Here is a 19794-nt window from a genome sequence, read left to right as displayed (position 1 = left end):
TCCCGTTCAATTCTTCTCGCCGCCGAGCATGATTTTGTTCCTAGCTTCCGCGATCTCCGTCCAGTGCGCGATATCCGCTTCCTTCAACAGTCCCGTCGGCGGCCGGCATCGGCGGAAATTGCCGTAGCGGTCCTCGCCCCTGACCAGCATTGCCGCCATGCTGCCGCCTTTCACCTGCTGCGCCCGCGCCGGGATGTAGCGAATGGCGAGGCCGATGCGGCGATCGTCCGTCCGGTTCGGATGTGAGGCGTGGAAGACCCGGCCGTGATGGATCGACATCTGTCCAGGCCGGAGCGCGGCGTCGGTCGCCTCGCTCTCGTCGACCGTGACCGCGACCTCCTGGCCCCGCGTCAGCAGATTGTCTTCCTCATAGGTGTCCCGGTGGTCGACGCGCCGGTTTTGCGATCCGGCGACGAAGCGCATGCAGCCGCTCTCGGCCGTCGCCGGCGAGAGCGCGACCCAGGCGGTGACTTCCTCCTCTGTCTCCAGCCCCCAGTAATGCAGGTCCTGGTGCCAGGAAACAAAGCTCTTCGTATTCGCCTCCTTGATGAAGAAGGGCGCGTCCAGCACGAGAATATCGGGGCCGAGAATCTCCGCGATCACGTCGGTGATCTCCGGCCGCCGCGTGATCTCGTCGATGAAGGGGAGGACGAGGTTCGGATAGCGCCGCAGCATCTTGCGGAAGGTCTTGTCTCCGCCGTATGTCGCCTCGGCCGCTTCGAGCCGGCGGCGATAGTCCGCCGCCTCCGCGGCGGACATCACCGCAATCGGGCAGACGAAACCGTCGCGGGCGAAGGCGTCGGCGACGGGGGAGGCGGCCGCAGTCTCCTGCGCGCTCATGTCCCGGCCACCGCGCGCGGCGCAAAGGCGCTGCGTGCTCCCCCGCTCTTCTGCGTCTTGAAGATCGAGCCCGCATCGGGCGCGGGCGGCAGCGGCAGACGCATCGGCACCGCCGCGGCGCGCGGCTCGACAGTCATCTCGCCGGTGATCATGCTGGCGGCGAAATGCTCCCAGAGCGCCCGCATGTCGCCCGAAGCGAGCTGCTTGGCGTAGCTGCCGGAGCCGACCAGCGGCCAGGCGTCGGCGGCGCGGCATTCGTAGAACAGGATCAGCCGGTTGCGGTCCGAGAGGTTCGGCGCCGAGCCGTGCAGCGTGCGCACGTGGTGCACCGTCATCGCGCCCGCCTTGCCGGTCAGCGTCACAGCCTTGTCCATGTCGAACAACGGGTCGTCCGGATCGACCGCGCCGCAGAAGTGGCCGGTCTCCGGCGCATGGTGCGAGAGTACCGGACCCTTGTGGGTGCCCGGGATCACCTGCAGCGGCCCGTTGGCCGCGTCGACATCCTCCAGCATCAGTCCGAAGGCGAGCATGTCGTCGTTGGTATGGGGATAGAAGGCCCAGTCCTGGTGCCACTCCACCGCCGCCCCGCCGCCCGGCGCCTTGGTGTTGAGCTTGCTGGTCTGGATCATCGTGTCGGGCCCGAGCAGGTCGGTCAGCACTTCGGTCATGCGGGAGTTCTTCAGCACCTCCCAGTAATAGGGATCCTGCTTGTGCGGCAGCTTGATGCGGGTGAGGCGGGGTTTCTCGGCGGAGTGCCCCTCGTCGAGGTCGTAGACCGCGTTGCTCTCGGTGACGGCGCGGGATTTCTCGATCAGGCCGTAGGTGATCTCCCGCAGCCGGTCGAGCTGCTCGGCGCTCACCGCGTCCTCGACCATGAGGTAGCCGTTCTCGCGATAGAAGGCGATCTGGTCGGATGTGAGCATTGGTTTTCCTCCCTAGGGTGTGCCGCGGTTGGGGTGAGCGGCGCAACTTTGTTGTTTGGGAGGAATTATGGACCCGAATGCGCGCGGGTAAACGGCCGATTTCGGCACGAGTGCCCGTATGCGAAGCCGGAGGCGTCGCCTGGTCTGTTCCGGACGGGGAAGAAATGGTGGGCGCGGCTGGGATTGAACCAGCGACCCCTGCCGTGTGAAGACAGTGCTCTCCCGCTGAGCTACGCGCCCGTCGCTTGGTGGAGCGCTGTCTTAAGGGGCGCGCCATGCCCTGTCAAGCCAGCTTCTGACCTGATCGAGGAATGCCTTGCGGAGCTGCGGGGCGGCGGTATGGTTCGCGAGCCGCCGCTGGGCTTCCGAGCCAAGCCGGAAAGCCTCGCCGGGATTCTTCAGGAGTGTGACGGCGCGTTCCGAAAAGGCCTCGGGCGGCGGTGCAAGTTCACCGGCGAGACCGATTGCCTCCAGGATCCCGACCGCAAGACGGGCCCTGAGACGTGACGCGTCGGTGGTGAGGACCGGCAGGCCGGCCCGAAGGGCGATCAGGGCGGTGTTGAAACCCGAAAAACTCGGGCTGTCGAGATAAAGGTCGGCGGACTGGAGAATCTCGACGAATTGTTCCGGCTCGGCGCGGTCGCGGAACTCCAGAATGTCGGCCGGATAGACTCCGCCCGTGTCGAATAGCCCGGAAAGACGCGCGGCGAACCTGTCCGAGGTGGTTTCGTCTGCGGCCCTGATAATGATGATCCGGCAGTCCGGCACCTCGCGGGCAATCCTCAGCAGGACCGGATCGAAGTCGGGCAGGAACTTGAAGAGGCTCTGGCAGAGGATCGCCGTGGGGCGGACGGAGCGTCGCGGCGGCCTCGGTGGCAATGTGTTCCGCCCGATCTCCGCGCCCGGACCGGGAAGGCGGATCAGGCGTTCGGTATACTGGCGCTCCGCTCCCGGAGGATCCATGAAATCGGCGCCCAGGTAGTAGTCGATATGCGGCAGGCCGCTTGTCGTCGGATGGCCCCAGCTGTTGACCTGGATCGGTGCGAAACGGTGGTTCGCGAGATAGAGACCGAGCGGGTCGAGGCCGATCTCCGGGAAGAGGATGACCTTGTGTTTGCCGGCGCGTATCCGCTCGATCCAAGCGGAAACAGGCATCGGGCCTGAGAGCACCCGCGCAAAGAGCGCGCGGTCCGTGGCCTCGGCGAATCCGTTGAGATCGTAGAGATCGCAGGGGATGCCGGCCTCCGCCAGGGCTTCGGACCACCACCGCCCGATCGCCTTCCAGACGGAATGTTTCCCGGTACAGCCACAGATAATCGCGAGCGGGCTGGCCTGGGCGTCGTTCCGGCCGGGCATGCGACCGGCGGGGCGGGCGGCGACCTGCCGGGCGGTTGCCGAGCCGAAGCGGCGCATCAGTTCGGTATCATCGACGCCTGCATAGGCAAGGAAGAAAAGGCGGACGGCGCTGATCGTGACTTCCGGACGGGCGAGGGGCGGAGCGTCCTCAAGGGCGTCTATGGCGGAGGATAGTGCCGCGACGGTCCGGTCACGGCTTTCCAGATCGTCGAAACCCGGCGGCAGGCAGGCGGAAATGCGCTGCCAGGCTATTTCGTGATTGCCGGGAAGGGTGTTCAGGCGGGCAAGGATTTCAAGCGCGCGGTCCGGCCGGCCGGATTTCGCGGCGCGGCTGGCGCGGCGTTCCCAGGGGGAGGCGCAGTCGGGCGCGAGAAGCAGGGTTCGTTTGTCCAGTTCCTCCGCCTCGACAGAGCCGCGGTCTTCTTCGTAGGCCACGGCCGCCAGGGCGTCGAGGATGGTCGGCTGCGCCGGAGCCAGACAGCGCGCGCGCCTGAGAGCGACCGGTTTGTCGTTCTCGCCGAGCGTTCGGCAGCGATTGAAACAGGCCCGCCACGCGGCGGGAGCGCAAATCATGGCGCGCCGGAAAAAAGGCTCGGGCGGCTGTTTCCGCATCGCGCGGATGATGGCCCGCAACATCCACGCGTCGCTCGATAAGGCGTCATCTTCCAGGAGGCCGGCACAAATCATGTCGGCCCGTGCCACGTTATCCGCATCGGACGCGGCGTCGGCCAGCAAGGCCCGGGCCGTGGCGAGCGTGGCGGGGCCCGTCTCCCGCAAGGATCAGTCCTCGAACAGAAACGCGATCTCGCAGTCGGCGATGCTGCCGACGCCGCGCGCACGCGCCGGCTTGACGGCCCGCAGTTCCACGAACATCTCGCGCACAATGTTGCGTTCGATTTCCACCCGTTCGAGCAGCCGGTCGAGGTTGTCGACATCCGCTCCCGCACGCTTCCGGCCAATCTTGTAATAGATCTTCTGCAGGTCCCAATCGCCGCGATAGCCGTAATCGGCGAAAGTGTAAGTCGGCTGCGCAAAATAGGTAAAGCTTGTCGCCGACATGGCGCGACGGTGCGTCGGATCCGCCCAGGAGGTATCGCTGCCGATATGGGGAACGGCGGCGCGGAGAATGGCGCCGTCGGCGGCAACGCGATGCAGTTCCTGCATCAGTTCCAGTAGGTTCTGGATATGCTCGAGGATGTGAAAGGCCCGGAATTCACCGAAACTGTCTTCCGCATAGGGCAGTTTCAGGCCTGCGCAGGCCTCGAGATCGAAAACCAGATCGACACCCGGTCCGGGCATGATGTCCAGATTGACCCATCCGTCCCGCGGCGAGGTTCCACAGCCGATATTCAGTTTCTGAAGGTCATCTGCCACGAAATGTTCCCCCTCGGCTGACCGCGCCCGATCGTCGGCCCGCCTCTTCACATCCACGCCACTTAACATATCGCGAAGGGCCGAGAAACGCGGAAGCGGTCTTATCGCCTACGCGAGATCCGCAATCGCGTCCGGCAGATCCCGGAAACGGTCGAGCCGGGCGTCGGCGGGGATTTCGTCGAGTGGCGCGCGGGCATAGCCGTATGTCATCAGGACGAAGGGCATCCCGGCGGTCCGCCCGGAGTGCGAATCATGTTCGTTGTCGCCGACCATGCAGGCCGCCTCCGGCGAGACGCCGAGCCGCTCAAGCACCGCGGCCGGATGCGCCGGGTCCGGTTTGCGGACCGGGAGCGTGTCGCCGCCGACGATGGCCTCGAAGAGATGATCGAGGCCGAGCAGGGCGAGCACCTTGTGGGTCGCGCGTTCCGGCTTGTTGGTGCAGATCCCGAGACGAAGGCCGCTGTCCTTCAACCGCGCCAGTGTTTCGGGCACGTCCGGATAAGGCACCGTCCGGTCGCTCGCATGGGCCTCGTAGAGGGCGATGAAACGCTCCGTTGCCGCGACGAGCCCCGCCGTCTCCAGCGTCACGCCGCGTTCCGCCAGCGCACGGCGGACGAAGACCTGGCCGCCGTCGCCGACGAACGACCGCGCGGTCGCGAGGTCGATCGGGTAGAGTCCGTGCTCGGCGAGCAGCAGGTTGCCGGCGGCGTGCAGGTCGGGCACCGAGTCGATCAGGGTGCCGTCGAGATCGAAGACGATGGCGGAAAGGGTGCGGGGCATGGGCAAGCGGCCGGGAAGGTTGCGGAACGTCCCTGCCTATAGCATGGCGTCCCGCCTTCGCGGTGCCCGATTTTCACGGCAAGGGTACCAGATGAGGGAGCCAACCGAGACCGGGTGGCAAGTTGTTGTGAAAGGTAAGAAAACGTGACTGTCTTGGCCGGGGGCGCTATGGCATTTTCGCATGCAGGGTCAACCCTCGTTTTTCACGCGCAGCACAGTTGAGTCATGAACGATCCCGTCGCAGTCGTCGTCCTTGCCGCGGGCAAGGGCACAAGAATGAAGTCGGACCTGCCGAAGGTCCTGCACACTATCGCCGGGCGGCCAATGCTGCACCATGTCCTGGCGGCGACCGAACCGCTGCAAGCCGAGCGGCGGGTCGTCGTCCTGTCGCCGGGCCAGGAGCGGGTCGCGGCCAGCATTGCGCCGATCCCGACCGCGATCCAGCATCCGCCGCGCGGCACCGGCGACGCGGTGCGCGCTGCGAAGGCGGAGTTGGCGGGCTTTACCGGCACGGTGCTGGTGCTGTTCGGCGACACCCCGCTTCTGACGCCGGAGACGCTCGGCCGGATGGTGGAGATGTGCGATGGTCCGGACGGGGCCGCCTTCGCGATCCTCGGCTTCGAGCACGACAATCCCGGCCGCTACGCCCGCCTGGTGCTGGACGATGCGGGGAACCTCCAGAAGATCATCGAGGCGCCGGATCTGAAGGACGCCGAGACGGAGATCAGGCTCTGTAACGGCGGCGCGCTCGCGGTCGATGGCAGCCGTCTGTTCGACTGGCTCGACCGACTGGAGCCGCATAACGCGCAGGGTGAGTTCTATCTCTTCGACCTGCTTGATTTCGTCCACGAGGAGGGCCGCAGGGCCGGGGTCGTCTGGATCGATCCGGTCGAGACCATGGGGGTCGATTCCCGTGCCGGTCTCGCCGCCGCCGAAGCAAGGATGCAGGACCGTCTTCGTCGCCGGATGATGGAGCAGGGCGTGACCCTGGTGGCGCCGGAGACCGTCTTTCTCAGCTTCGATACGGTGATCGGTCAGGACAGCCTGGTGCAGCCGCATTGCGTCTTCGGTCCGGGGGTGAAGATCGGTCCCAAGGTCGAAATCAGGAGCTTCTCGCATCTCGAAGGGGCGGAGGTCGGTATCGGCGCGCGGATCGGGCCCTATGCGCGTCTCCGGCCCGGCGCAGAGCTCGGCGAGGGCGTCCATGTCGGCAATTTCGTCGAGGTGAAGAACGCGCATTTCGGCGATGGGGCCAAGGCCAATCACCTGAGCTATGTCGGCGACGCGGAGGTCGGCGCGGGCGCGAATATCGGCGCCGGCACCATCACCTGCAACTACGACGGTTTCGAGAAGCACCTGACGGAGATCGGCGCGGGTGCCTTTGTCGGCTCCAACACCGCTTTGGTGGCACCGGTCCGGATCGGCGAGGGTGCGCTGATCGGCGCCGGGAGCACAGTTACGGAAGACGTGAGCGCGAACGACATCGTGGCGGTGCGTGGCGCGCGCAAGGTCGTACCGGGAGCCGCCGTGCGCTACCGCGAGACGCGGGCGGCGCGCAAGGCGGCGAAGAAGAAAGACAGCTAGAAGAAGGGACCATCCGCGCATGTGCGGCATCATCGGAATGATCGCGAACCGGCCCGTCGCCGAACATATCGTCGACGCGCTGAAGCGGCTGGAATATCGCGGCTACGATTCCGCGGGCGTCGCGACGCTCGACGGAGGCGCGGCGGAACGGCGCCGGGCCGAGGGTAAGCTGTTCAATCTCGAGAAGGATATCGATGCCAATCCGCTCGGCGGCTCGATCGGTATCGGCCATACCCGCTGGGCGACGCATGGCGCACCGACGGCGAACAACGCCCACCCGCACCGCGCCGGTCGGGTCAGCATCGTCCATAACGGTATTATCGAGAACTTCCAGGAACTTGCGGCCGAGCTTTCCGCGTCCGGGATCGTGCCCGAAAGCGAGACCGACACCGAGATCGTCGGGCTCTATTTCAACAAGCTGCTGGAGGACGGACTCTCTCCCGAGGCTGCTATGGCTAAGGTCGCCGAGCGGGTAACGGGCGCCTATGCGCTGGTCCTCATGATCGACGGCGAGGAGGATCTGCTGCTTTGCGCCCGCCGCGCCTCGCCGCTTGCCATCGGCTACGGCGAGGGGGAGATGTATATCGGGTCCGACGCGCTGGCACTGGCGCCCTTCACCCGGAAGATCGCTTATCTCGAGGACGGCGACTGGGCGTTGATCCGCCGCGCCGGCGCGGAGATCCGGGATGAGACCGGCCGGAAGGTCGAGCGCCCGGTGAAGCTGACCGAAGCGACCGGCGCGCTGATCGGCAAGGGCAATTATCGGCACTTCATGGAGAAGGAGATCCACGAGCAGCCGGAGGTGATGGGCTACACCCTGTTCCACTACTACCGCAGCACAGACCGCTCCATCGCCCTGCCGGACCTGCCGTTCGATCCGGCGACCCTGCCGAAGCTGACCATCGTCGCCGCCGGCACGAGCTTCTATGCCGGCATGGTGGCGAAATACTGGTTCGAGAGCCTGGCGCGCATTCCGGTCGAGATCGATATCGCCTCGGAATTCCGCTACCGCAATCCGGTGATGCCCGAGGGCGGGGCCGCACTCTTCATTTCCCAGTCGGGCGAGAGCCTCGACACGCTGATGGCGCTGCGCCATGCGCGCGAGGGCGGCCAGCATATCGTCGCTCTGGTGAACCAGCCGGAGAGCACCATCGCGCGCGAGAGCGACGTGGTGCTGGAAACGCTCGCCGGGCCGGAGATCTGCGTCGCCTCGACCAAGGCCTTCACCACCCAGCTCGTCGCGCTCCTGACGGTCGCGGTCGATTTCGCCCGCAGGCGGGGCGCCGCGCCTGCGGAGCAGCTGGATGCTGTGATGGACGGCCTCGTCCACCTCCCCGCCCAGATCGGCGAAGTGCTGAAGGAGACCGAGCGCTATCTGCCGGTCAGCCACGAGATATCCAAGGTGCGCGACGTGCTCTATCTCGGCCGCGGACTGTCTTTTCCCATCGCCATGGAAGGCGCGCTGAAGCTGAAGGAACTGAGCTACATCCATGCTGAAGGCTACGCCGCCGGCGAGATGAAGCACGGTCCGATCGCGCTGCTCGAGGAGGGCGTGCCGGTGATCATGGTGGCGCCGATGGATCCCTGGTTCGAGAAGGTGGCGAGTAATGCCATGGAAGTCCGGGCGCGCGGCGGGCGTGTCATCCTGCTCTCCGACAGGAGCGGGATCGACCGTCTCGGTGACCTCGCCTCATGGTCCTTCGAGCTGCCGGAATGCGACCCGATGGTGGCGCCGATCCTCTACACGATCCCGGTCCAGCTTCTTTCCTATTTCACCGCGGCGGAGAAGGGCACCGACATCGATCAGCCGCGAAACCTTGCGAAGAGCGTGACGGTGGAGTAACGCCTACCTCTCGACATTCGTTTCGTGGGAGCGGCCAGGTGAACATCGAACGGGAACTGACGGCGCCGATGCTGCTGCGCCAGCATGCCGCGCACGAAACGCTCTCGGGCGCCTGGCCGGAGAGCCTCGAGGCGGACTTCCCGGTCTCGATGGCCGTTTCTGCCTTGTCCGAAATCTCCGCCTGGCCGGGCTATGCGCCGACCCCGCTCGAATCCCTTGATGGGCTTGCCACCGAACTCGGGCTCGGCGCCGTGCTCTACAAGGACGAGGGACCGCGTTTCGGGCTCGGCAGCTTCAAGGCGCTCGGCGGGGCCTATGCGGTCATGCTGCTGGCGCGCAAGTGGCTTGCTGACCGGGGGCATGATGCGGCGACGCTGGACGAAATCCGAAGCGGCAAGTTTGCAGAGGCCCTGAAGGAGATGACCGTCACCTGCGCGACCGATGGCAATCACGGCCGCTCGGTCTCCTGGGGAGCGGAGATGGCTGGGTGCCGTTGCGTCATCTTTATTCATGCCGAGGTCAGCGAGGGCCGCAAGACCGCGATGGAGGCCTTCGGCGCAGAGGTCCGGCGCATCGACGGTGATTACGATCTGTCCCTGAAGGTGAGCGAGACGGAGGCCGAGGCGAACGGCTGGTACGTGGTCTCGGACGCTTCCTGGCCGGGTTACATGGAGATCCCGCGCGACGTGATGGCGGGCTATACGGTGATGGCGAGCGAGGTCTTGGCCCAGACGGTAGCGCCGCCGACCCACATGTTCGTGCAGGCCGGCGTCGGCGGTTTCGCCGCCGCGATGGTCGCCCGCTTCTGGCAGACACTCGGCGCCGAGGCGCCGCGCACTGTGGTGGTCGAGCCGGAACTCGCCGCCTGTGCCATCGAGAGCGCGCGGCAGGACAAGCCGGCCGTCGTGCCGATCCACGAGGAGACCCTGATGGCCGGCCTCTCCTGCGGGGAGATGTCGCTCGTCGCCTGGCCGATCCTTGCCGCCGGCTGCTCCGACTATCTTACCGTCGGCGAGGAGGGCGTCGGCCCGGCCATGCGCCTGCTCGCCTCGGGCGAGGCCGGGGCGCGGATCACCGCCGGCGAGTCCGGCGTCGCGGGACTGCTTGGCCTGATGGCGGTCTCCTCTCACCCGGAACTGAAAACACGGATCGGTCTTGGCCCAGACAGCCGGGTGCTTCTGATCGGCAGTGAAGGCGCGACCGACCCCGAGATCTACAGGTCCATCGTCGGCGATCTCGCGGCATGACCATCGCGCGCGGTTTCCCGGCGGCCGAGTTCGAGGCGCGTCTGGAGCGTGCGCAGCGACGAATGGCGGCGGAAGGGCTCGATCTGCTGCTGCTGACCACCGAGCCCGACGTGCGCTATTTCAGCGGCTTCCTGACCCAGTTCTGGCAGAGCCCGACCCGGCCCTGGTTCCTGCTCGTGCCTGCGAACGGAAAACCGGTCGCGGTCATTCCCGGCATTGGCGCGCCCGCGATGGAGCGGACCTGGATCGAGGATATCCGCACATGGGCCTCACCCAACCCCGAGGACGAGGGGCTCTCGCTGCTGGCCGAGGCAATGCGCGAACTCGCCGGAGCGGGGGCGCGGATCGGTATCCCGTCCGGGCCGGAGACCCATCTCCGGCTGCCGCTCGCCGAGTATGACAGGCTGCGCTGGATGCTGCCGGACGCGGTCTTCCGAGACGACGCGGGCATTGTCCGGGCGCTTCGGATCGTCAAGTCGGAGGCGGAGATCGCGAAGATCCGCACCGCCTGCGAAATCGTCTCCGACGTGTTCGACAACTGGTCCGGCTGGCTCGCGCCGGGCATGACGGAACGGGAGATCTTCCGCTGCTTCAAGATTGCCTGTCTCGAGGCGGGGGCGGACGACGTCTCCTATCTCGTCGGTGGCGCCGGGCCCGGTGGCTATGGCGACATCATCTCGCCGCCGTCGGAGCGGCGTGTCGCGGAGGGCGACGTGCTGATCCTCGATACCGGCACGCTCCTCGACGGTTATTTCTGCGACTTCGACCGGAACTACGCCATCGCTTCGCCGTCCGCTCCCGTGGCGGAGGCCTACCGGACGGTCCATGCAGCGATGGAGGCAGGTCTCGCAGCGGCACGGCCGGGAGCGACCTGCGCCGATCTGTTCCAGGCCATGGCGGCGGTGTTGTCATCGGGCGGTGCCAGTGCGGGCAATGTCGGCCGGATCGGACACGGGCTCGGCATGGTGCTGACCGAATGGCCCTCGATCACTGCCGGGGACCGGACGGAGCTGGTGCCCGGGATGGTGTTGACGCTGGAGCCGGGTCTCGAATACGCACCGGGCCGGATGATGGTGCATGAAGAGAACATCGTGATCCGTGCAGACGGCGCGGAACTTCTGACCCGCCGCGCGGGCCCGGAGATCACGATCGTCGGCTAGGCCGTGCCGGCAACTTCCAGGACGATTTTTCCGGTATGGGATTTCGCGCTGAAGGCCTTCTGCGCCGCGACGATCTCGCGCAGCGGGAAGGTCGCAGCGACCAAAGGCCTGATGGCTCCGCTCTCGATCAATCGGACGAGCTTCGCGAAGACCCCGTCCTCGAGTTTCGTGCAGCCAAAAAATTTCAGGTCCTTCAGATAGAGTGTCCGCAGATCGAGCGGCACCGTGTGCCCTCCGATGGCGCCGGACACGCCGTAGCGTCCGCCGGGGCGAAGGGTCTCCAGCAGATCCGGCCAGGTCGGTCCGCCGACCAGATCCACCACGACATCGACGGCATTCGCCCCGAGGACTTCACTTGGCGGTGTGTTGCGGTCGATGATTTGGGCGGTACCGAGCGCCATGAGATGATCCGCCTTGGCCGGGCTGGTGACCGCAATCACCTCCGCGCCCCGGGCCCGGGCCAGCTGGATCGCCGCCGAACCCACTCCGCCGGACGCGCCGGTGACGAGCACCCTCTCGCCCGCTTTCACATCCGTGCGGGTCAGCAGGTTTTCCGCTGTCGAATAGGAACAGGGAAAAGAGGCAAGCTCGACGTCGCTCAGGCCGCTTTCGAGCCGGAAGGCGTGGCTTCCCGGAACCACGACGAAATCGGCGAAACCGCCGTCGCATTCGGAGCCTATATAGGCGAAATTGTCGAGCGTCTGGCCGTGCAGTTCACGCAGGCAGGGTTCCACCAGGACCCGCTCTCCGACGCGCGCCGGATCGATTCCGGTGCCGACCGCGATGATTTCTCCCGCGATGTCCGCGCCCTGGATGCGCGGGAATTCGAGGGCCTCTCCGCCCCAGCTTGCATCTACTGCATCGTTGTCGCCCTTCGAATACCAGCCGATGCGGGTGTTCAGATCGGTATTGTTCACACCTGCGGCACCGACCCGGACCAGCACATCGCGCGGCCCCGGAACCGGAACCGTGATGTCGGTGCGGTAGGCGAGCTTGTCGAAATCGCCATGGCCGGTCAGCAGCACGGCCTGCATCTTTGCGGGTGGGTACGTCATCGTCATCGCGACCTCGCGCGTTTCCCTTTCGGGCAGTCTGGATCGGGTGTAGGACAATGAGCAATCCGAAGCCAGCATGTGGAGCACGGCAATGGCGAAGATGCTCAAGATCGACCCCGATCTCCCGTGGCGCCATCGTCTCGGCCTGATCGTCCTGAAGACCGACGAAACCATCGAACAGGATTTTCGTCATGTCGCGGCCGATCCCGCAATCGCGCTCTACCACACGCGGATCGAGAGCGCGCCGAACGTGACGCCGGAAACGCTGCGCCAGATGGAGGCGCGCATTCCGGGCGCGGCGGTCCTGTTGCCGCAGGACACTCCGCTCGACGTGATCGGTTACGGATGCACCTCCGCCTCGACCGTGATGGGCGAGGACCGCGTTGCCGAACTGGTGCGCTCCATTCATTCGACGGCGGCGGTCACCAACCCCCTCTCGGCACTGAAGGCCGCTGCGAGGGCGCTCGGGGTGAAGCGACTTGGCCTTGTCAGTCCCTATGTGCGATCCGTCACCGATGCGCTCGAAGCGGAAATGGCGAAGAGCGGCATGCCTTTCGTCGAGTCCACGGTTTTCGGTCAGGAAGAGGAAAGAGTGGTGGCGCGCATCTCGCTCGGTTCGATTACGCGCGCCGCGGAAGCTGTGGCCGGCAATCCCGGCGTCGGGGCGGTGTTCGCCTCCTGTACCAACCTGCGCGCGGCCAGTGTCATTCACGAAGCGGAACGGAGCACCAACAAGCCGTTTCTCTGCAGCAACCAGGTCCTCGCCTGGCACATGATGCGGCTTGCCGGCATCACCCGCCCGATCCCGGAGCTTGGCCGGCTCGGTAGTCTTCAAATGGTGGGGCAAGGCAGTACCGGGCGCGAAATCGTTGCTTGAGTAAATGGGGCGAAACCCCATGTTTCATAATGAGTTAGATGTTCCGGACGGGTGGTCTTACCAACGTTCGGAAGCCTGCGTGTAACGGCGCGGACCGATTGTGGACGCGGCCGGAAGAGAGGGAAGGAGCCTCGCAATGGATATCAGAAGCAAACTCGCCGATCCGTCACTGTTCCGCGAGCAGGGATATATCGACGGCGCCTGGGTCGATGCCGATGGCGGCGGCAAGGTGGATGTGACCGATCCCGCGACCGGCGATCTGGTGGGCACCATTCCGGACATGGGCGCGGACGAGACCAGGCGCGCGATCGAGGCGGCGAATGCGGCTCTGCCGGCCTGGCGCGCCAAGACCGCGAAGGAGCGCTCCGCGGTGCTGCGCAATTGGTTCGATCTGATGATGGCGAACCAGAAGGACCTCGCGACCATCATGACCGCCGAGCAGGGCAAGCCGGTGGCGGAAGCCATGGGCGAGGTCGCCTACGGCGCCTCCTATATCGAGTACTATGCCGAGGAGGCGAAACGCATCAACGGCGACGTGATTCCGGCGATGGCGGCGGACAAGCGCATCGTCGTCCTCAAACAGCCGGTCGGCGTCGTCGGCTCGATCACGCCCTGGAACTTCCCGAACGCGATGATCACCCGCAAGGCCGGTCCGGCGCTGGCGGCGGGCTGCACCTTCGTCTCTAAGCCGGCCAAAATGACGCCGTTCTCGGCCATCGCCATCGCCGTGCTCGCCGAGCGCGCGGGCGTGCCGAAGGGGGTCTTCAACGTGGTCTGCGGTGCCAGCTCGTCCGCCATCGGGAACGAGCTGACCCACAATCCGATCGTCCGCAAGATCACCTTCACCGGCTCGACGGAGGTCGGCAAGCAGCTGATCGCGCAGTCGGCCACGACGGTGAAGAAGGTTTCGATGGAACTCGGCGGCAACGCGCCGCTGATCATCTTCGACGACGCCAACATCGAGGAAGCGGTGAAGGGGGCGATCGCCTCCAAGTACCGCAATGCCGGGCAGACCTGCGTCTGCGCCAACCGGATCTTCGTGCAGGACGGCATCTATGACGAATTCGCGCGGAAATTCGCCGAGGCCGCATCCTCGATGAAGATGGGCAACGGCTTCGAGGATGGCGTGGTGCTCGGCCCGCTGGTCGAGGCCGCCGCGGTCGACAAGGTCGAGGAGCATGTGCAGGACGCTGTCGCCAAGGGCGCGAAGGTGGCCACCGGCGGGTCGCGCAGCAATATCGGCGCGCTCTTCTACGAGCCGACCGTGCTGACCGGCGCCACCCGCGATATGGCGATCTTCCGCGAGGAAACCTTCGGTCCTGTCGCCCCGCTCTTCCGTTTCAAGACGGAGGAAGAGGTGATCGAGATGGCGAACGACACCGAGTTCGGTCTCGCCTCCTATTTCTATGCCCGCGATCTCGGCCGCGTCTGGCGCGTTGCCGAGGCGCTGGAATACGGCATGGTCGCGATCAACGAGGGTATTCTTTCTTCCGAACTCGCACCGTTCGGCGGGGTGAAGGAATCCGGCCTCGGCCGCGAGGGCTCGAAATACGGCATGGATGACTATCTCGAGATCAAATACATGCTGATGGGCGGCCTGAACGGCTGATCCGGTCGAAGTGGACGGAAAAGGCGGCCTTTGGCCGCCTTTTCCATTTCATGCCGTCCCCGATCCGTTGACTGACTTGTGAAGGACAGGCACGAATGGCGTTCCTATCTAGGGTGCGCCACTACAGAGCTTCGAACCGATAAAGGAACCAGTCCCGTGTCCGATTACGATTTCGACCTTATCACCATTGGCGCCGGATCCGGCGGTGTACGTGCCAGCCGTCTCGCGGCTTCCTTCGGCGCGCGGGTCGCGGTGATCGAAGAAGTGCGCGAGGGCGGAACCTGCGTTCTGCGCGGCTGCGTTCCGAAGAAGCTCTTCGTCTACGGCTCCCATTTCGGCCACGATATGGAAGACGGCGCCGGTTACGGCTGGTCGGCGGAGAATGTCTCGCATGACTGGCCGAAGATGATCGCCGCCAAGGAGAAGGAACTCGACCGGCTGCACGGCATCTATGTCGGCCTGCTGGAGAATGCCGGCGTGACGCGGATCCACGGTCGGGGCACGGTGGTCGACGCCCATACGGTGGCGGTCGGCGGCAAGCACTACACGGCGGAAAAGATCCTGATCGCCGTCGGCGGCTGGCCGAGCATCCCGGAAGTCGACGGCGCGGAGCACGCCATCACCTCGAACGAGGCACTCGAACTGCCTGAGCGCCCGGAGCGCATCGTCATCGTCGGCTCCGGCTTCATCGCCGTCGAGTTTGCCGGGATATTCAACGCATTCGGGTCCGAGACCCATCTGGTCTATCGCGCCGACAAGGTGCTGCGCGGTTTCGACGAGGATGTACGGAATACCCTGACCGAGGAAATGAGCAAGAAAGGCATGCATCTCCATCCAGGTGTCCTGCCGGAGCGGATCGAGAAGGCCGGCGCGGCCTACAAGGTGCATATGAACGACGGCTCGGTGATCGAGGCGGACAAGGTCATGTATGCGACCGGCCGGCATCCGAATACCAGGGGGCTCGGGCTCGCGGAAGCGGGCGTGGGGCTCGACCGCAACGGGGCGGTCAAGGTGAACGAATGGTCGCAGACCTCGGTGCCGAGCATCTTTGCGGTCGGCGACGTCACGAACCGTATCAACCTGACGCCAGTCGCCATCGCCGAGGGCCATTGCTTCGCCGAGACCCAGTTCAACAACAACCCGCGCCAGGCCGATCACAGCGACGTGCCGAGCGCCGTCTTCAGCCAGCCGCCTGTCGGTACGGTCGGCCTGACGGAAGCCGAAGCGCGCGAGAGCTACGGCGCGGTGGACGTTTATGTCGCCGGCTTCCGACCGATGAAATACACGCTGACGGACAATCCGGAGCGCGGCATGCAGAAGCTGATCGTCGACCGTGCCTCCGATCGGGTTGTGGGTGCGCACATGGTCGGGCTCGATGCTCCGGAGATCATCCAGGGCATCGGCATTGCCATAAAGGCGGGCGCGACCAAGGCCGAGTTCGACGCCACCATCGGCATCCACCCGACGGCGGCGGAGGAGTTCGTTACCATGCGCACCAGGCGACCGGATCCGGAAGAGCGCCAGGCCGCGGAATAGCAGGCGAAGCGAGGCTCGTGGCGCTGGCCATAGCCTTTTTCCGCTGTTAATAATGCCGGTCCCCGAATCGGAGCACCGCCGGTTCGGGCACCCGGTATGTTAAGGAGAAGAGCGATGGCCGGCACCTGGAGCCCCGATAGCTGGCGCGGCAAACCGATCAAGCAGGTTCCTGCCTATCCGGACGCCGAGCGTCTGGTGGCGGTCGAGAAGGAACTCAGCGGGTATCCGACGCTTGTCTTTGCGGGCGAGGCACAACGCCTGAAGGCGTCCCTGGGCAAGGTTGCGCGCGGTGAAGCCTTCCTGCTGCAGGGCGGCGACTGTGCTGAGAGCTTTGCCGAATTCTCGCCGAACAATATTCGCGACACCTTCCGGGTGCTGCTGCAGATGGCGGTGGTGCTGACTTTCGGCGCGGCCATGCCGATCGTGAAGGTCGGTCGTCTCGCCGGCCAGTTCGCCAAACCGCGTTCCTCCGACACGGAGACAATCGGCGGCGTCGAGCTGCCGAGCTATCGCGGCGACATGGTGAACGCGATCGAGTTCGACGAGGGTTCGCGCATTCCGGATCCGGACCGGCTTCTCAAGGTCTACAACCAGTCAGCCTCGACGCTGAACCTGCTGCGCGCGTTTGCGCAGGGCGGTTTCGCCAATCTCGAACAGATTCATCGCTGGACCCTTGGCTTTGTCGAAAAATCCCCCCAGGGAGAGCGCTTCGAACATGTGGTGCAACGTATCGACGAGGCGCTCGAATTCATGCGCGCCTGCGGCATTACTCCGGAGAACAACCAGCAGCTCCGCGAGACCGAGTTCTACACAAGCCACGAAGCACTCCTGCTCGGTTACGAGCAGGCGATGACCCGCAAGGACACCATCACCGGCGAGGGCGGCTGGTACAGCACCTCTGCGCACATGCTCTGGGTCGGCGACCGCACACGCCAGGCGGACGGCGCGCATATCGAGTATCTGCGCGGGATCCAGAATCCGATCGGCATGAAATGCGGGCCGAGCCTTGAGACCGACGATATGCTGCGGCTGATCGACATTCTCAATCCGAAGAACGAAGCGGGGCGCCTGACCCTGATCGTGCGCGTCGGGGCGGGCGAGGTCGACAAGCACCTGCCGCGCTTCATCCGCGCGGTGCAGAAGGAAGGCAAGAACGTCGTCTGGTCCTGCGATCCGATGCACGGCAATACCGTCAAGGCGTCGAGCGGATACAAGACACGGCCGTTCGACCGGATCCTTTCCGAGGTGAAAGAGTTCTTCGACGTGCACCAGGCAGAAGGTACCCATGCCGGCGGCGTGCATTTCGAGCTGACCGGACAGGATGTTACCGAGTGCATCGGCGGCGCCCAGGCGATTACCGACGAGGCGCTGGCCGACCGGTATCACACCCACTGCGATCCGCGTCTGAATGCAAGCCAATCGCTGGAGCTGGCTTTCCTGATTGCCGACATGATGAAGAAGAGCCGGGCCAGCGACGCGGCCGGCTCGATGGCGGCCGCGTCCTGATCGGACTCTGAACTGGGAGTAGGGCCATGGACGGCTCAGACGGGATCGCGTCGCTTACTACGCCGGACGAGGCGCCGCGCACGGTAAGCCATCCGGCGGAAAGCGACCTGCCGCGCTTCGTCGACAAGTATTTTCTGCGGACCAAGGACGTTGTCGCGAAGTTCGGCGATATGGATGTCACCTACGCGGTGTTCATGCGCCGCCCGGTGACATCCGCCCCCCGCCTCGCCATGCGATGGCTCGAGCGGATGGCGAAGGCAAGGAAGGTCGAGATCCGGGTGGATCTCCGGCAGAGGGAAGGCTCCTGGGTCGGTGCGGGCGAGCCGATCATGTATGTCTCCGGCTCGCTCTATCACCTGATCGACCTTGAGACCCAGTTCCTGCAGAAGCTTGGGGCCTGCTGCGTGGCCGCCTATAACGCCTACGTCATGTGTGCGGAAATGCCGAAGACGTCATTCCTCGCCATGGACGCACGGCACTGCGCCGGCACCGAGATGGCGGAGATGATGGCTTATGGCGCCAGCGTCGGTTCCGCCAAGGCGCAACGCAAGCTGGGCGCGGTCGGCTTCATCGGCAATGCCTCCGACGAGACGGCGCACTTCTTCGACAAGGACCGCGGTTTCGGCACAATGCCGCACGCGCTGATCGGCTATGCCGGCTCCACGGTGCGCGCCGCGGAGATGTTCCACGAGACCCATCCGGAAGAGAACCTGACCGTTCTGGTCGACTATTTCGGCCAGGAGTTTACCGACGCGCTGGCGGTCTGCCGTCGCTATCCCGAACTCGCGGCGGAGGGGCGGGTGGCCGTCCGTCTCGACACCCACGGCGGACGGTATGTCGAGGACATGGACATCGGCATGTCTTATCAGGTACTGGACCGCAACGCGCCGCAGGCGATCCGCGGCTACCGGACTGACAACGAGTTGCGCTACCTGATTGGCACCGGGGTTTCTGCCGCCGCGATCTGGCACATGCGTGAACGGCTTGACCGGGCCGGCTTCAAGGCGGTGAAGATCGTTGCCTCGAGCGGGTTCTCGCCGGAGAAGTGCCGGGTGATGGCGCTCGCCAACGCACCGATTGATATCATCGGCACAGGCTCCTATCTCCCTGAGAAATGGAGCGAGACCTACGCGACCGCTGATATCGTCAAGTATGGCGAAGAGGAACGTGTTAAGGTCGGCCGAGAATTCCTGTTGGACAATCCCAGACAAGAAAATCGTGAAATCTAAGGTTCTCATCGTCGTACATCAGAAAACCTCGGTTCCGGGGCATGTTGGTGTCCTGCTCGAGGAACGCGGATACGCGCTCGACCGGCGTTGTCCCTGCATCGGCGACCCCTTGCCGGCGCATCTGGACGAACATGACGGAGTCGTGGTGTTCGGCGGTCCGATGAGCGCCAATGACGATCACCTCGACGGCATTCGTGCCGAGCTTGATTTCATGGATGTCGTGCTGCGGGAAAAGGTCCCGTTCTTCGGGATCTGTCTCGGGGGTCAGATTCTTGCCCGGGCACTCGGAGCCAAGGTCGCGCTTCACGACGAGGGCCATGTCGAGGTGGGCTACACCAAGATCCACCCAACCGAAGAAGGCAGACCCTATTTTCGGCAATCCGACCATTTCTACCAGTGGCACAAGGAGGGTTTCGATCTTCCTGACGGCGCGCGGCTGCTGGCGACAGGAACCCGGTTCCCCAATCAGGCCTATCTTTACGGGGACAACGCGTTGGGGATCCAGTTTCATCCGGAGATCACGCTCGCGATGATCGAGCGCTGGACCGGGGGAGCGGCTCATCGCATGGAGCTGCCGGGCGCGCAGCCCAAGGAAGCGCATCTGAAGGGCTTCGATATGTTCGGGGCGGCGATCGACCGGTGGGGACGCGCGACCTTGGACTGGCTCGGGATGCGCGGCGGCCGGGTTGGCGCCCTGGAAGCCGCAGACTAGTCGGATTCCTGTATCGTTTGTATCTTTACCGAATCGCACCGCTCAGCCGGCGTCGATACCGCCGGCCAGGAGCCGCGCGGAGTACTGGCGGACAATCCCTTGAGGCAACTGGAATTGGCAGAATGACGCTCAGCAAGTCGACGGTAATTTCCGCTCCGTCCGA

16 protein-coding genes and 1 tRNA gene are annotated in these 19794 nt (G+C 65.2%); 10 read left to right on the top strand and 7 right to left on the bottom strand.

Annotation, left to right across the window (positions count from 1 at the left end; all coding sequences use genetic code 11):
• Nucleotides 1–6: 6 nt before the first annotated feature.
• The 6 genes from ACOOE1_RS06380 to gph all read right to left on the bottom strand — a co-directional run bounded on the left by ACOOE1_RS06380 (nt 7) and on the right by gph (nt 5273).
• A complete protein-coding gene (locus ACOOE1_RS06380; protein WP_420405500.1) occupies nt 7–840 on the bottom strand; it encodes a phytanoyl-CoA dioxygenase family protein in 834 nt (277 codons plus the stop codon).
• Entirely contained in the window at nt 837–1763 is a 927-nt protein-coding gene (locus ACOOE1_RS06375; protein ID WP_420405499.1) for a phytanoyl-CoA dioxygenase family protein, read from the bottom strand. Before ACOOE1_RS06375 ends, ACOOE1_RS06380 begins: the two co-directional genes overlap by 4 nt.
• Nucleotides 1764–1928: 165 nt before the next feature.
• Nucleotides 1929–2003: transfer RNA gene (locus tag ACOOE1_RS06370), tRNA-Val, on the bottom strand.
• A gap of 21 nt (nt 2004–2024) precedes the next feature.
• The gene (locus ACOOE1_RS06365; protein WP_420405498.1) at nt 2025–3896 is read right to left on the bottom strand and encodes a hypothetical protein; all 1872 of its coding nucleotides are present in this window, start codon (nt 3894–3896) and stop codon (nt 2025–2027) included.
• Nucleotides 3897–3899: 3 nt separating this feature from the next.
• Nucleotides 3900–4493 carry a class I SAM-dependent methyltransferase gene (locus ACOOE1_RS06360; RefSeq protein ID WP_420405497.1) on the bottom strand — a complete coding sequence of 198 codons (594 nt, stop codon included), beginning with the start codon at nt 4491–4493 and terminating at the stop codon, nt 3900–3902.
• A 108-nt stretch (nt 4494–4601) separates the two neighbouring features.
• Nucleotides 4602–5273 carry a phosphoglycolate phosphatase gene (gene gph / locus ACOOE1_RS06355; protein WP_420405496.1) on the bottom strand — a complete coding sequence of 224 codons (672 nt, stop codon included), beginning with the start codon at nt 5271–5273 and terminating at the stop codon, nt 4602–4604.
• A gap of 225 nt (nt 5274–5498) precedes the next feature.
• On the opposite strand from gph, the gene glmU reads away from it, so the two are divergent.
• Genes glmU through ACOOE1_RS06335 form a run of 4 tightly spaced genes read left to right on the top strand, consistent with a single transcriptional unit; the run spans nt 5499 to nt 11107 of the window.
• Nucleotides 5499–6857: a bifunctional UDP-N-acetylglucosamine diphosphorylase/glucosamine-1-phosphate N-acetyltransferase GlmU gene (gene glmU, locus ACOOE1_RS06350; RefSeq protein WP_420405495.1), complete on the top strand. Its 1359-nt coding sequence runs from the start codon at nt 5499–5501 to the stop codon at nt 6855–6857.
• A 19-nt stretch (nt 6858–6876) separates the two neighbouring features.
• Nucleotides 6877–8700 carry a glutamine--fructose-6-phosphate transaminase (isomerizing) gene (gene glmS, locus ACOOE1_RS06345; RefSeq protein WP_420405494.1) on the top strand — a complete coding sequence of 608 codons (1824 nt, stop codon included), beginning with the start codon at nt 6877–6879 and terminating at the stop codon, nt 8698–8700.
• A gap of 38 nt (nt 8701–8738) precedes the next feature.
• Entirely contained in the window at nt 8739–9947 is a 1209-nt protein-coding gene (locus ACOOE1_RS06340) for a diaminopropionate ammonia-lyase (protein WP_420405493.1), read from the top strand.
• A complete protein-coding gene (locus tag ACOOE1_RS06335) occupies nt 9944–11107 on the top strand; it encodes a M24 family metallopeptidase (protein ID WP_420405492.1) in 1164 nt (387 codons plus the stop codon). The genes ACOOE1_RS06340 and ACOOE1_RS06335 overlap by 4 nt, the downstream gene beginning before the upstream one ends.
• Here the strand turns inward: ACOOE1_RS06335 and ACOOE1_RS06330 are convergent.
• Nucleotides 11104–12168, bottom strand: a complete 1065-nt coding sequence (locus ACOOE1_RS06330) for an alcohol dehydrogenase family protein (protein ID WP_420405491.1) — start codon at nt 12166–12168, stop codon at nt 11104–11106. The two genes, ACOOE1_RS06335 and ACOOE1_RS06330, sit on opposite strands and share 4 nt — an antisense overlap.
• A gap of 85 nt (nt 12169–12253) precedes the next feature.
• On the opposite strand from ACOOE1_RS06330, the gene ACOOE1_RS06325 reads away from it, so the two are divergent.
• The 6 genes from ACOOE1_RS06325 (at nt 12254) to ACOOE1_RS06300 (ending at nt 19631) form a co-directional block, all read left to right on the top strand.
• Nucleotides 12254–13039 carry a maleate cis-trans isomerase family protein gene (locus ACOOE1_RS06325; protein WP_420405490.1) on the top strand — a complete coding sequence of 262 codons (786 nt, stop codon included), beginning with the start codon at nt 12254–12256 and terminating at the stop codon, nt 13037–13039.
• Nucleotides 13040–13175: 136 nt separating this feature from the next.
• Nucleotides 13176–14648, top strand: a complete 1473-nt coding sequence (locus tag ACOOE1_RS06320) for an NAD-dependent succinate-semialdehyde dehydrogenase (protein WP_420405489.1) — start codon at nt 13176–13178, stop codon at nt 14646–14648.
• Between the two features lie 156 nt (nt 14649–14804).
• Nucleotides 14805–16184: a glutathione-disulfide reductase gene (gor, locus tag ACOOE1_RS06315; protein ID WP_420405488.1), complete on the top strand. Its 1380-nt coding sequence runs from the start codon at nt 14805–14807 to the stop codon at nt 16182–16184.
• Between the two features lie 114 nt (nt 16185–16298).
• Entirely contained in the window at nt 16299–17690 is a 1392-nt protein-coding gene (locus ACOOE1_RS06310; protein WP_420405487.1) for a class II 3-deoxy-7-phosphoheptulonate synthase, read from the top strand.
• Between the two features lie 26 nt (nt 17691–17716).
• Entirely contained in the window at nt 17717–18919 is a 1203-nt protein-coding gene (locus ACOOE1_RS06305; RefSeq protein ID WP_420405486.1) for a nicotinate phosphoribosyltransferase, read from the top strand.
• Nucleotides 18909–19631, top strand: coding sequence for a glutamine amidotransferase-related protein (locus ACOOE1_RS06300; protein ID WP_420405485.1), 723 nt, complete (start codon nt 18909–18911; stop codon nt 19629–19631). Before ACOOE1_RS06305 ends, ACOOE1_RS06300 begins: the two co-directional genes overlap by 11 nt.
• The last annotated feature ends 163 nt before the right edge of the window (nt 19632–19794 follow it).

This window comes from Nisaea sp., assembly GCF_965216895.1.
In the GTDB taxonomy this organism is placed as follows: domain Bacteria; phylum Pseudomonadota; class Alphaproteobacteria; order Thalassobaculales; family Thalassobaculaceae; genus Nisaea.
Note: the sequence above shows the minus strand (reverse complement) of the source record. Positions and strands in the feature narration are given on the sequence as shown.